The organism is Paenibacillus sp. FJAT-26967, from assembly GCF_001541095.1.
GTDB lineage: Bacteria > Bacillota > Bacilli > Paenibacillales > NBRC-103111 > Paenibacillus_F.
The window spans coordinates 267,420-281,265 of the sequence record NZ_LMXH01000005.1; the positions used below are offsets into that span (position 1 = coordinate 267,420).

General features: G+C 49.5%; 11 protein-coding genes. 8 read left to right on the top strand and 3 right to left on the bottom strand.

Annotated features, from left to right (window positions below; all coding sequences use genetic code 11):
* The first annotated feature begins 4 nt into the window (after positions 1–4).
* Both AR333_RS19115 and AR333_RS19125 read left to right on the top strand, forming a co-directional pair.
* A complete protein-coding gene (locus tag AR333_RS19115; protein WP_068776959.1) occupies positions 5–1,765 on the top strand; it encodes a sensor histidine kinase in 1,761 nt (586 codons plus the stop codon).
* 1,210 nt (positions 1,766–2,975) lie between these two features.
* Positions 2,976–3,380, top strand: coding sequence for a hypothetical protein (locus AR333_RS19125; RefSeq protein ID WP_068776961.1), 405 nt, complete (start codon positions 2,976–2,978; stop codon positions 3,378–3,380).
* A gap of 183 nt (positions 3,381–3,563) precedes the next feature.
* Here the strand turns inward: AR333_RS19125 and AR333_RS19130 are convergent, their stop codons facing one another.
* Together AR333_RS19130 and AR333_RS19135 are read right to left on the bottom strand one after the other, a co-directional pair.
* Complete coding sequence (locus tag AR333_RS19130; RefSeq protein ID WP_068776962.1) at positions 3,564–4,877, bottom strand: glutamate-1-semialdehyde 2,1-aminomutase; 1,314 nt, start codon at positions 4,875–4,877, stop codon at positions 3,564–3,566.
* 145 nt (positions 4,878–5,022) lie between these two features.
* The gene (locus AR333_RS19135) at positions 5,023–6,102 is read right to left on the bottom strand and encodes an LCP family protein (protein ID WP_068776963.1); all 1,080 of its coding nucleotides are present in this window, start codon (positions 6,100–6,102) and stop codon (positions 5,023–5,025) included.
* 276 nt (positions 6,103–6,378) lie between these two features.
* On the opposite strand from AR333_RS19135, the gene AR333_RS19140 reads away from it, so the two are divergent.
* The 5 genes from AR333_RS19140 to bcp all read left to right on the top strand — a co-directional run bounded on the left by AR333_RS19140 (position 6,379) and on the right by bcp (position 10,728).
* On the top strand, positions 6,379–7,491 hold the full coding sequence (locus AR333_RS19140) for an ATP-binding cassette domain-containing protein (RefSeq protein WP_068776964.1): 1,113 nt from the start codon (positions 6,379–6,381) through the stop codon (positions 7,489–7,491).
* The gene (locus AR333_RS19145; RefSeq protein ID WP_084783832.1) at positions 7,484–8,278 is read left to right on the top strand and encodes an ABC-2 family transporter protein; all 795 of its coding nucleotides are present in this window, start codon (positions 7,484–7,486) and stop codon (positions 8,276–8,278) included. The genes AR333_RS19140 and AR333_RS19145 overlap by 8 nt, the downstream gene beginning before the upstream one ends.
* Positions 8,279–8,281: 3 nt before the next feature.
* Positions 8,282–9,067: an ABC transporter permease gene (locus tag AR333_RS19150; RefSeq protein ID WP_068776966.1), complete on the top strand. Its 786-nt coding sequence runs from the start codon at positions 8,282–8,284 to the stop codon at positions 9,065–9,067.
* A gap of 196 nt (positions 9,068–9,263) precedes the next feature.
* Positions 9,264–10,010, top strand: coding sequence for a hypothetical protein (locus AR333_RS19155; protein ID WP_068776967.1), 747 nt, complete (start codon positions 9,264–9,266; stop codon positions 10,008–10,010).
* 250 nt (positions 10,011–10,260) lie between these two features.
* Positions 10,261–10,728, top strand: a complete 468-nt coding sequence (bcp, locus tag AR333_RS19160; protein WP_068776968.1) for a thioredoxin-dependent thiol peroxidase — start codon at positions 10,261–10,263, stop codon at positions 10,726–10,728.
* 208 nt (positions 10,729–10,936) lie between these two features.
* On the opposite strand, the gene AR333_RS19165 is transcribed toward bcp, so the two are convergent.
* Positions 10,937–12,091: a Gfo/Idh/MocA family protein gene (locus AR333_RS19165; protein WP_068776969.1), complete on the bottom strand. Its 1,155-nt coding sequence runs from the start codon at positions 12,089–12,091 to the stop codon at positions 10,937–10,939.
* A gap of 361 nt (positions 12,092–12,452) precedes the next feature.
* Between AR333_RS19165 and AR333_RS19170 the strand changes: the two genes are divergently transcribed.
* The gene (locus AR333_RS19170; RefSeq protein WP_068776970.1) at positions 12,453–13,838 is read left to right on the top strand and encodes a polysaccharide deacetylase; all 1,386 of its coding nucleotides are present in this window, start codon (positions 12,453–12,455) and stop codon (positions 13,836–13,838) included.
* Positions 13,839–13,846 lie beyond the last annotated feature (8 nt).

The following is a 13,846-nucleotide window of genomic DNA, read 5'->3' on the forward strand; positions in this document are numbered from 1 at the left end:
TCGGGTGAAACCGGCTAAAAGACAGCGGTTTGTTCCGCTATCCTATAAATTGATGCTGTCCTATATGTTGTGCATTCTCGTACCCGTTATCGTAGTGGGCTCTTTCTCCGTCTCTACTCTGGTGAAATCCATGCGTCAGCAAGCGGAGAATAATGTTCAGGGTACACTCAGGCAGATTAAGGATAATATTTTATACAAAATACAGGATACCAATCGGCTGTCATCTATGATTTACTATGATGAAACGCTTGCCCGGCATTTGAGAAACTATGAAGAGGGCTGGGTAAAGTACGACGCGACTATTAATTATTTGCAGCCCAAATTTCTTCAGACCGTCCAATCTACAGACCGCAATATCTGGTTGTCTGTTTATTTGCAGAACGGGACGATCGGTGAAGTGTATTCCAATCATGAGAATAGCGATCCTCTGCAATCGATAACCAATACGTATGATATCTACCACATGAGCCGGATCAAACAAGAGCAGTGGTATTTGGACTATCCTTCCAAGGAACAATACGGCAAGACGATGCAGTGGAGACAGATACTCGATGACGATAAGCACGAAAGAATTTCACTGCTGCGGAGAATGGTTGACGTATCCAACTATGCTTTGAAAGAAATCGGCTTTATACGCATCGTCGTCAATAAGAATGAGTTGTTTGACAGTGTGGATTTCAGTAAGATCGGTGAAGGAAGCGCTATTTATATTGTAGGTAAAGATGAAGAAATCATTCATTCCTCTACGGCGCTAGACAGCATGAAGGGGAAGAAGTGGAACAACGCTTGGGCAGACAATCATCTCGTCATCCGGGAACCGTTAGCCAGCCTGGATTGGAGTCTGGTTACTCTGGTGCCGACGAATGTGATGGAGCGGGATGCGGCGAAGGTGCTTCAGCTAACGATCATCGTATGCCTGATCGCTGTTCTCGTTATTTTCTTTGTGGGATGGATGTTCGCGAGATTCTTCTCCAAGAGAGTAAAGAAAATCGTATCGGTGCTGGAAGCTTTTCGCGAAGGGGAGTTCCGTAAGCGGATGGCCTACGAGGGACGGGATGAATTCGGCCAGATTGCGGTGGCTTTGAACGATATGGGCCAGCATACCGAGGGATTAATCCGGGAGGTCTATCTGACCAATATCCAGAAGAAAGAAGCGGAACTGGAATCATTGCAGGCCCAGATCAACCCGCACTTCTTGTATAACACCTTGTCGTCTATCAGCCGTCTGGCCCGGTTTGGTGATATCGATAAACTGCACAGGATGGTAATCGGACTTGCCAAGTTTTACAGGCTTACATTGAATGACGGAAGAACGTTTATACCGCTGAGCAAAGAACTTGAGCAGGCGCAGGCTTATGTGGATATTCAGACTATCAAATACGGGGACCGCCTCGAAGTGCTGTTCGATATCAAGCCGGAAGTGTACGGCTACGATACAGTGAAACTCATTGTGCAGCCTTTTATTGAGAATGCTCTGCAGCACGCATGGTGCGGGGATCAGATTTGTATCCGTATCACAGGTGAAATACAGGACGAGGCTGTCGTCCTCAAAATTATCGACGACGGAGTCGGTATCCAGCCCGACCGGCTCCGCCGTATGTTCAATCCGCTGGCGCAAGAGGAGATAGGCTACGGCATTCGCAACGTGGACCAGAGGATCAAACTTCATTTTGGCAAAATTTACGGCATCACGGTAGCCAGCCGTCCTGGTATGGGTACTGCCGTGATGATTAAGGTGCCGATGTATAAGCATAAGAAGATATGATCGGCTTGTGAAAGATGAAAAATCCCGTCTGCTGAGCAGTACGGGATTTTTTTGTATGTTATTTTTTATTGTCAGTGGATAGTAAAAAATGTAAAATTAATTAAAGGCATTAACAAAATTGGAGGAAATCCGAGAATGAAAAATCTAATTATCAGCCTTTCCTTATGCACAGTCGTGGCGGTCGAATCACTTGGTCTTCAGGCAAGGCACTCGGATACAGCAGAATACGATTAAATAGTGGAGTTTCAAAGAGAAACGATTCCCACTCTCGAAGAAGCCATTAAGAAAAAATTCCCCAAGCAAGCAATTACATCCGAGAATGAAGTCCCAGCTGGCAGTGATTCCAATCAGCCCAGTGAGATATTCGACTATTATTTCTATAATAAAAAACAAGGTTCACAAGAGGATGATCCCAGGGGCTAAAGCTTACATTTAGGATTAACCTCTTTTTTAGATGGATTGCTTGATAAAAGTGTGGCAGCTAAAAACAAAAAGGCCCATGCAGCTTTCATGTGTAATGGGGATCACCAAAACACCATTATTTACAGGAGAAACCAAACATTAGCTACTCCCATCTTAGAGCTTACACGGCATAGACCGCTCTGCTCGGCAAGCCAATTCTCTAAAGACCCACAGGGGTTCGAGAGCGTCAAGCTTTTGGGGACTTGGAATTCATAGCATCGTATTAAGTCGTGGTGAGAGCAAGGCGTATGCGGGCCACGCTTGTTGAGCGTAAAACCCGGATCGACTTCGTCTTTAAAATATCGCTCATTCCATGGAAGTGGCTTTCTTGTATACCCAGAGCCAGTTTTCGCTCTTCTTCGTGAGTTATTCCCCGTGGCTTTTGCTGCGGTAACGTAAGAAGTACTGGCCTATACCACTTACCTCATAAATAATCGGCCTCGTAATGATTAAACTGGAAGTACGCTCATGATGCCTTCATGGAAAAGTTGCCGCATTTGGCATGATTCCTCTTATATTTAAATAAAGGAGTATGTAACCCCGGCATTTTTAGCGCCAGCTTTTTTAGGAAGTACCTTTTATCAATATACTTATCTATACGATTATCCTGTTGCAAAAATGCAAGGTCAATAATATATAGTGAATCTAAAGTGATTAATCTAAAAGCAAGTTATTTATTTGAATAACCAAGCAATCTTTTAAATGAATAGTTCGTCTACCAGACAAATAATAAAGGAGGTGAATTACGTTGCCGCGTTTCATATCAATTACGTTTCTTATATTAGTGGCACTTACCGGCTGCAGCTGGGCGAACAAAACCATTACACTGGAACAAGTGGTATCGGCGATTCAGAAAGAAGGAATCGAATTGGTTTCAGAAGAAGTAGGACCTAACAGGATACTCGTCAACGTTCAGCCTCAATTATTTAGCCTTTCAAATTCTGGAGATAAAACAATCAAGGAATATATCTATATTTATATTTATGATACTGAAAAAAATGCTAAGCAGGCAGAAATCGACCAGCAATTTGATACAACGGCTGCAACATTTCTTTATAATTACCGGCACAAAAACACCTTAATTGTCTATTCATCTCAAAAAAAAAATGATAGGCATAATGAACAGATTGAGGCGGTTTTGAAAAAATTGTAAGTGGGAATATTCGGAATAACCCAAAGAAAGATGAGCTGCGTACAGATAAACTTAGATCGTTTAAACAAAAACACCTCCAAGGCTGCTTCCGGCTCTCACGGGTCGGAAGCAGCCTTGGAGTGTGTTTGGTTTGAAAGCAGGCGTGGCAAGCCCTTATACATAAGACGTGCCGCGTGTGCGGTGCTATTCTCGCAGCAGCCTGAAGGCTTCGTCCGCGGCTTCCAGCGTGAGGGTGATGTCCTCGTCCGTGTGCGCGGTGGTCAGGAACCACGCCTCGTATTTCGACGGCGCCAGGTTAATGCCGCGCTCCAGCATCAGCTTGAAGAAGCGGCCGAACAGCTCGCCGTCCGTGTCCTGCGCCTCGTCGTAGTTCGTGACCGGGTGATCGCAGAAATGCGTCGAGATTGCACCGGCGATGCGGTTCACCGTCAGCCGGGCGCCGTGGCGAGCCGCCGACTCGCGGAGGCCGTCCGCCAGCCGGGTGCCAAGCTGCTCGAGGCGCTCGTACGTGCCGGGCTGCCTCAGCACCTCGAGGCAGGCGATGCCGGCGGAGATGGAAGCAGGATTGCCCGCCATCGTGCCGGCCTGGTACGCAGGTCCGAGCGGTGCGACCTGCGCCATGATCTCCTTACGGCCGCCGTAGGCGCCAATCGGCAGCCCGCCGCCGATGATCTTGCCGAGCGCCGTAAGATCGGGCTCGATCTCCGCAGGCCGGCTTCCCAGGCCCGCGTAGGTCTGTACCGTTCCGTAGTGGAACCGGAACGCGGTTATGACCTCGTCGTAGATGACGAGGGAACCGTTCTTGCGCGCGGCGGCGCAGAGCCCCTCGAGGAAGCCGGGCTTCGGCATTACCATGCCGAAATTGCCGACGATGGGCTCAACCATCACGGCCGCGATCTCATCGCCCCAGCTCGCGAGGGCAGCTTCGAGTGCCGGAATATCATTGAACGGCACGGTGATGACTTCCTGGGCGATGGAGGCGGGTACGCCTGCGCTGTCCGGTGTGCCGAGAGTAGACGGGCCGGAGCCTGCGGCAACGAGCACGAGATCCGAGTGGCCGTGGTAGCAGCCGGCGAATTTGATGATCTTGGTGCGCCCGGTATAGGCGCGCGCTACTCGGATCGTCGTCATGACGGCCTCTGTGCCGGAGTTGACGAAGCGGACCTTGTCCATCGACGGTATCGCTTCTTTGAGCATCTTGGCGAATGTTACCTCCAGCTCGGTAGGCGTGCCGTAGAGCGTGCCGTTCTGCGCAGCCCGGCAGATCGCTTTCGTCACGTGGGGATGTGCGTGACCGGTAATAATTGGGCCGTAGGCAGCCAGGTAATCGATGTACTTGTTACCGTCCACATCCCAGAAGTAAGCCCCTTCTCCACGCTTCATGGCAACAGGTGCACCTCCGCCGACGGCTTTGAATGAGCGGGATGGGCTATTTACACCGCCGACGATATGTATCAGTGCTTCTTCATGAAGCTGTTCGGATTTTGTATGGTTCATTTGAACGAATCTCCTTTTGGTTATTAAAGTGGCTTAGCCTGCTAAGAAAAATAACGTGCCGCCCCTATAGGGAATGCGGACACGTTATGACTATCTCATCAATCAGTGGAGATTCCATAGGACCAGGACCTCCAATGATGTTCTGCTATCTCTCGCTTCTGGAAGAATTGCCGGAGCCGGAGCCGGTGCTTGGGCTGCTAGGGCTTGTACCTGATCCGGTCCCGGATTCGCTGCTTCCCGGAGAGCCGTTTTGCGTGCCGTCAAAAACATCCTGTATATAACGCTTGAGGCGCGTCTTGTCTACGCCGATAACTTGGGCGCCTCCGATCCGTCTCTCAACCACGAGTTCCTCAGGAGGAATCTGCACACCGGTAATTCCTTGCGCTTTGGCGTCGAGTCCCAAGGAACCGAGCTTGAGCATATCGCTCAGTGACAGATTGGTTGTGATGTAAGGCTGCATCTTTTTGAGGATCGACGGCAGTTTCACGATCGACTGAGTCGACTGCATTTTCTCGGCTACCGCCGTCAGGAATTTGCGCTGGCGCTCGGTACGGGCAAAGTCGGATGCCGCATCATGCCGGAAGCGAACGTACTGCAGGGCCGTTTTGCCGTCCAGATGCTGCATGCCCTTTTTCAAATCAATGTCAAACACATGCCCGTCGGCGGAATCCTTATACTTCATATCCTTCTCCACCTCTAGGTCGATACCGCCTATGGCATCCACAAGCGAGATGAAGCCTTTGAAGTCCGTATACAAGTAGTACTGGATCGGAATTCCGGTCAAGTCACTGGCTGTTTTCATAGCCAGGTTGGGTCCGCCGATGGTGAACGCTGAATTGATGCGTCCTTCTTCGTTGCCGGGGATCTTCACCCAAGTATCGCGCAGAATAGACATGAGATGGGCTTTCTTCGTTACAGGATCGATGGACGCGATCATAAGCGTATCGGAACGGAGCGGTTCCCCGCTGTCATCTCCCCGGGCATCGGCCCCAAGCAGGAGGACATTGACTCTTTCCGTGCCTTCCCAGGCAGGGGGCCTGTATTCCTCATTGTTATACTTGGGATTAAATGTGGCGTCTCCTATTCGATTATCATTTCCGCTAATGTTCCCGGCAAAGCTGTATATACTGAAAACATAATAACCTAGTGTACATAGTAAGGCGAGCAAAAGCGTGAATAGCAACAATCTCCACGGTTTCCACTTTCGGCGTTTCTTATTGGGCATGGAGTTCCTTCCCCTTCATCTCATAATAGTCTTGTATTCAGTCAGTACGCTATTAACTGCAAAACCGTTAAATTGAAACGGAGTGTCACCGCAGAGAGCCTGACCTGGAAAGTCCTACGCTATTTCTCCCCAATGCCATTTTGTTGTATGATGATGTGTGGGAACGGCGGAACCATGTATTTCATTATAGGGGCAACTTCTTCGTTGCCGCAAGTTTACATCTGAATACATAGGGCTTCTAATGTTTCCCATTCTACTTGTCCACAGGAGGAAACTATGCAAGCCATTGAAGTCAGAGAGCTCCGTAAAGAGTTCCGTGTGCAGAAAAGCCGGGGCGGACTCAAAGGGGCCTTTCGTGATTTATTCAATCGTGAATACAATCAGGTTACGGCCGTTAAAGATATCAGTTTCGATATTCCTCAAGGGGAAATCTGCGGGTACATAGGAGAGAACGGGGCAGGTAAATCGACCACGATTAAAATGCTGACCGGAATTCTGGTACCGACCTCGGGTCACTTGAAAGTGAACGGTTTCGTTCCTTACAAAGAGCGTGAAGCTTTCGTGAAAGGAATCGGTGTCGTCTTTGGGCAGCGAAGCCAGCTCTGGTGGGACATTGGCGTGATTGAATCCTTCCAGCTCTTGAAGAAGGTTTACCGGGTGCCCGACAATGATTTCAAAGAGCGCCTGGATGAGCTTTCCGACCGTCTGATGCTGGGTGAACTGCTCAGCAGACCTGTCCGCAAACTCAGTCTGGGACAGAGGATGCGGTGTGAGCTCGCAGCGTCACTGCTGCATAATCCGGCGATTGTATTCCTGGATGAGCCGACCATTGGTCTGGATATTGTCGTGAAGACCGAGATCCGCGAATTCCTCAAGTCGCTCAATCAGCGGTACGGAACGACGATTCTGCTGACCACGCATGACCTTCAGGATATCGAAGCGCTCTGCTCCCGTGTCATTATGCTGGATGACGGCCGCATTATTTATGACGGTGGTCTGGACCAGTTGAAGGAAACGTGGGGAAAAGGCAAAGAGGTTGTGCTTCAATTTACCCAGCCGGTTACACTGGATAGTCTACAGGCTCTTACATCCGGGATGGATGTGACCTGGAAACGGGAAGGGGAACTGGAGGCAAGGGTATTCATTCCTTACCGTACAGCGAACGTGTCTGACGTTCTGGCGCGTATTGTCGGCATTGTCAAGATTGACGACATCCGCATTCTGGAGACCAATACGGATGATATCGTCCGTGAAATTTATAAGTCGGGTTCCGCTGAGGCCAGCCCGACCTTCGGCGAATTCTCAGCCTCTGAATCGGACAGTCCTGCGGGATCAGAAGAATCAGGCACCTCTGATGAGCGGGATAAAGGAGCGGTGCCTCGTGTATAAAGCTTATGTGGAACTGATCCGCATCCGGTTTATTACGATGCTGGCATACCGTGTCAATTATTACAGCGGAATTCTGGTGTACGCTTTGAATATCGGTTCTTACTACTTCCTATGGAAAGCTATCTATGGAAGCCAGGAGACACTGGGCGGTCAGACCTTAGGGCAGATGACCACCTATATCGTCGTTTCCTGGATGAGCCGGGCATTTTATTTCAACAATCTGGACCGGGAAATTGCAAATGAAATCAGGGACGGCAGTGTGGCTATCCAGTTTATCCGTCCTTACAACTATGTGGTCTACAAGATGATGCAAGGATTCGGAGAGGGCCTATTTCGTCTGTTGTTGTTCACGGCTCCGGGGCTTGTGATCGCTTCCTTGTTGTTTCCGGTCGAGCTGCCCACGAACCCGTCCTTATGGGTTGTTTACCTGCTTATGTTGTTTTTTGCCTTTCTGATTAATTCCCAGATCAACATCATGACGGGATTGTCAGCCTTTTTTCTTGAGAACAGTGAGGGTATGATGCGAATGAAGAGGGTAGCTGTCGATCTGTTCTCCGGTCTCATTCTGCCGATTACGATGTTTCCGGGATGGACAGCCAAGTTTTTGGAATGGCTGCCGTTTCAGGCCATCACATACCTGCCGGGATCCGTTATTACGGGCCGTATTGAGGGCAGTGCCGTCTGGCAGGCTTTTTTCATTCAAGTTATCTGGTTCGTCGCTTTGCTTGTGCCGATTGCTTTCATGTGGCGTAAAGCGAGAACCCGGCTGTTCGTGCAGGGGGGTTAAGGCATGTTCTATCTTTCGCTTATTTGGGATTACCTGAAGAATTACCTGAAAACCAGACTGACCTACCGTTCCGACTTCTGGATTGAGGTGGCGTCGGATCTTCTGTTTAACGGTCTGAATTTGATTTTTATTCTCGTGGTCTTTCAGCAGACGGAGCTGCTAGGTGAATGGAACCGGGAACAGATTTTGTTCATCTACGGGTTCTTTATGATTCCGTACGGCTTGTTCACCACGATTTTCAATCTATGGAATTTCAGCGAGCGCTATATTGTGAAAGGGGAAATGGACCGGATTCTGACCCGTCCCGCCCATAGTCTCTGGCAGCTTATGCTTGAGAATATGGACCCGGCGTCGCTGTTCAGCGCTCTTGCCGGAGCTGCTGTTATGGGGTATTCATGGATGGCGCTGGACCTTCCGGTCCATTGGAGCGACCCGTTTGTGCTGCTGCTGCTCATTGTGTCTGCCGTTCTTATCTACGGCGGTATTTATGTGACACTTAGCGCGCTGGCTTTCTTTTCGGATTCGCCGACAGGGATTATGCCGCTGATTTTTAACATCCAGAACTATGGCCGGTACCCGGTCACGATCTACAACAAGCTGTTGCGGGGCATTCTGACCTGGATTCTTCCGTTTGCCTTCGTCGGGTTCTATCCGGCTGCTTATTTTCTGGATCCGGAGAACTGGAAGGGCTTTGCTCTGCTAACGCCGGTGATGGGTGTCATTTTCATTACCATTGGATTGAGCGTGTGGAATTTGGGAGTGAGGCGGTACCGGGGAGCAGGTTCCTGATTCCATGGGGTTTACCGTCAACACCCTGTCCCGCTTGGCAGTCCACGTGCTGCTTGTCGGGGTGTATCCAATTTTTTCATCCCCTTTTCAGCAAAGATTTAGGTTTTCCTAAGCTTACCGTAAAAGTTTGTTCATAATTTCTGCCTATACTTGGGATGTAACATACTTAAGCACCCAATTGAAAGGTGGAAATTACATGAACGGTACAACTCGTAACAGATTATTAGTCAGTACACTGACTGCGGCACTTCTGCTCGGCGGCGGGGCGGCACTGTCCGGGAATGTATTCGCGGCAGACTCTGCCGATACAGGCAAGACGAGTACGACAGACAGCACTCACTCCAAACGGGGAGATAAGGGTGACAGAGGCGGGAAGTTCGGGTTCGGCGGCGGTTCTCCCTTTAAGAACGCTGCGCAAGTTCTGGGCGTGGAAGAGAAAGCTTTGATGACTGAGCTTAAATCCGGTAAAACGCTCGTTGAGATCGCTCAGGGCAAAGGCATCAGCCAAGCGGATCTTATCTCCAAGCTGACGGCATCGGCCTCCGCAGACATTGATGCTCAAGTAACCGCAGGCAAACTGGATAGTGCTAAAGCGGCTGAATTGAAAGCCAATCTCGGGACGCGCATAGAGAAGGCAGTCACCAGTAAGAATGACTTCGGCAAAGGCGGCAAGCATGGCGGCGGACATAAAGGCGGTTTCGTTAATAAGGAGCAGCTCGCCGGCATACTTGGCTTAACCGCAGATGAGATCAAGGCGCAGCAGGAGGCCGGTAAAACTTTGGCTGAAATCGCAGCGTCCAAAGGGATCTCCAGAGAGCAGCTGCTTGAGAAGATTAAGGCGGAAATGACTCCATCGCTCGAAAAGTTCATTGATGCCAAGAAAGGCGACAAGCCTGAAGGTAAAAAAGGGACGGGGCAAGCCCAATCTCAACAAGCCCAGTAAAACATCGTCTGTTTCGTTTTTTGGCCGTCTGCACCGAACTCAATAGAGGCAGGCTTCGGTGCAGTCCGCCGCGCTATTCATAACCGCTCCGCCAGCGTTAAGCTGCGGAGCGGTTATTTTTATCGATGCGGGATTTTGATTGAAGCAGCCGGATTAGTATAATAGGTGGAAGGCAAATTGCCGGCGTAAATAATTAACAGCATTTATTTCCCGGGAAACAAACACTGTACTTGAAGGAGGTAGTATTGGTATGACAGCAGAGCTAGGCAAGGAAGCGCCAGACTTTGAACTGCCCGCAAGCAATGGAGAGAAGGTTAAGTTGTCGGACTTTCGTGGGAAGAAGGTTGTCCTGTATTTCTATCCCAAAGATATGACACCGGGGTGTACGACGCAGGCCTGTGATTTTAGAGATAAGCACAGCGAATTCAGTAACCTGGGGACAGTTATTCTGGGCGTAAGTATAGACTCTTTAAAACGGCATGAGAAGTTTATCAGCAAGTATGAGCTGCCTTTCGTGCTGCTTGCCGATGAGGAACATGCAGTTGCTGATTTGTATAATGTGTGGGTAGAGAAGAATATGTACGGCAAGAAGTTTATGGGCATCGAACGCTCAACTTTTATAATTGACGAGCAAGGAGTACTAATCAAACAGTGGCGCAAGGTCAAGGTTAAAGGCCACATCGAAGAGGCGCTTGCCTACATAGCAGAGTCGAAATAACATTCAGGTTCACGAATCCGCGCCCTCTGAGCATTTGAAGATTCTGAGTACCTTCGGAGTCAGGACATAAGGGCTGCATCCATATTAGGCTATCATGCGAAGAAACACAGAGGAACCTCTCTGCATACAAATCAGCCCCTCCCCCTGTATAGGAGTGAAGGGGCTGGAGGAGCTTGTTGAGTGTTAGAAGCAGTTGTGCTATACCTTCTTAAATATCCACCCACTGCTGCCGCTTGTGGCTTTCCAGGATAGCTTCGACAATCCGCATTACCCCGCAAGCCTGCTCAAAGGTGGCGAACTTGGAATGAACCCCAGGTTCAGTCCCTTTTTTGCTGATCGTCCTGTAGAAATCGTAGAACAGATTTTTGAGTGCATCCGGCCAGCCTTCCTCATGTCCACCCGGATAATGGGTAATGAGAGCGGCCTGGTCGCTCATGAGGCTGGCATCCCTCATCAGAATCCGGTTCGGTACATCTCTGGAGCCGATCCACAGCCGGTTCGCTTCCTCTTGATCCCAGCGCAGTGCTCCATGTTCGGCGGCAATTTCAAAATACAATTTATTCTTACGGCCCGAGCTCACTTGTGAAATCGCGAATACTCCTTTCATGCCGCCTTCGAAACGCACAAGCACCGATCCGAAGTCCTCGGTATCCACTTTAACCGGTTCGCAATCCTCAATAGCCGGCAAAGAAGCATTGAACGTGTTGACCTGACTTTTGGGCTTGTAACGGACGGGATGTACAATGCCGAGATCGGCAAAGACCGATACAATCTTTTTGCCCACCACATATTGAACAGTATCCACCCAGTGGGAGCCGATATCCGCCATAGCGCGGGAAGGTCCGTTTAATTCAGAGTCCATTCGCCAGTTATAGTCGGTTGCATGCTGCAGCCAATCTTGGAGGTAGCCGCCTGTAATATAGTAGGGGTTGCCATAAGTTTGTGCGGCAATCTGCTGTTTGATTTCCTCGACAAGCGGATAGTGACGGTAGATGTATGAGACACCGGCCACGAGTCCCTTTTCTTTAGCCAGCTGCTGGAGTTCATCCGATTCTTTAACGGTTACGGAGAGCGGCTTTTCGGACAGGACGTGTTTGCCTGCGAGAAGAGCGGCTTTATTGTATTCAAAATGCAGATGATTGGCCGTGCAATTGTGTACAACTTGAATATCCGGGTCCTGGATTAATTCCATCGCCTCGCCATAGTACATGGGAATGCGGTACTTAGCCGCTATTTCTTCGGCACGAGACAAACGGGAAGAAGCAACGGCAACAACCTGAACGGAAGGTATCCGCTGCAGAGCTTCAATGTGAGCGGTCGCGGAGAAGCCTGTTCCAAGTATCCCGACTTTAATATCACCCATTCCATCACCTCTTTGTTTAAAAATATGAAAGCGCATGCTATATACCCTTTTACCCCAAAAAAGAGGAAATTGATTTAGTTTTAGAACGTTGTTTGGAAAAAAAGAAGAAAAGAGCCTAAATTCGGTTCGTATACCTCGCTATAGCCGCAGAGGACCATAAGGTAAAGTTTCCGCACCCTTCTTCCAATTCATACGCCCCCGCTTTGCAAGTTATGAACCCTCCTTCTGTTAAAACAGACAAACGTCCGTCCTTGTGATTCAACTGAGATACTTAGATTGCGCAGGCGGTTAGCATACCTCTCTGAAATCTCTCATATATTCTACCAGCAAGCCAAATGATGGAGTATTCGGAGGGATTGTCATGTTAACCCGGTCGCGAATGGTCAGATTTACTCGGTTCATCCTGCTAGTTCTGCTAATATCCGCCCTTCATCCATTTTTACAGCTTGAACCCGCAGTGCATGCCGCCGCCCGGGACGATCATTCATCCAGCGAAATTTATGGGGAACTGAAATCCGGCCGCTTAACGCGGGCTGATAAGCCTTACAAGACAACGGATACTCCGACGGTTTATCTGACTTTCGATGATGGGCCCAGCCGATACACACCCCAGGTACTTGAGATTTTGCGGAAAGAAGGCATATCCGCCACTTTCTTCGTAGTCGGGGAGCAGGTGCAGGCATACCCGGAACTGGCCCGGCAGCTTGTGCGAGAAGGGCATGCCATAGGAAATCACAGTTTTGATCACACTTACAAAAATCTGTATAAGGACTTTACTGAATTCTGGGAGCAGGTGCAGCAAACCGATCAAGCGATCCGGCAGGCTGCCGGCATCAGAACGAAGCTGTTTCGTGCACCCGGCGGCACGGCTCAGAACTTTGATGCCTTCTATTTCTATTATATGAACCAAGCGGGCTTTACCGTATTCGACTGGGATGTGGACAGCAATGATTCCAAAAGAACAGGCGTCCCTGCGGCCGAGATTATCCGCTCGATCAAGAAGGCGCCTCCGAAAAAAGAACTGAATCTGCTGTTCCACGACGGCATCGGCCATGAAGAAACTGTTAAAGCTCTTCCTGAAATTATCCGCTATTTCAAAAGTAAGGGATATGCGTTTGCGAAATTGGATGAGCAAGTAAAGCCAGCCCAGTTTCCTGTCCGTACGGCAGAACGATGGAATCGCATTATTCCGGAGGAAGAAGAGTTCATAAGTAATGTAGAGGCGCTTCAAGCTTGGGCGAATCCGGGTACACCGAGCGATACGGGAGGACCGTGTGCAGCCTGCGAACATGGCAGCTTAGAGGCTGAGGGGGGAGCCGGAGGAATCCGGATCGCCACCGCCGAACAATCTCTGCCCCTTTTGTTAACTGTGAACCGTCAAGAAAGACGGCTTGATGCCGATCAGGTTCTTTATCCAGACCGGCGTCTGGAAGTTCCGCTGAGAGTGCTCGCAGAAGAAATGGGAGCCCAAGTTGTCTGGTCCCCGGATACTAGAACCGCATCGGTATCCTATGGCTATACCCGGCTGGATTACAACTTATCCACTTATACATGGACGGTAAACCGGTGGGGCAAGCAAACGGAGGTTTATTCTTTACCGGATATCCATCTAATAGAAGGTACGTTGTACGTGCCGCTTCTTCAAACGGCAGAAGTACTCGGCGCTGCAGTAGAAGAGCGCCGCACCGATGCGTCCGCTCATTATGTCACTCTATCTACTAACCGTTTCTATTTCCTGTCGCTCTAGCACGTCTA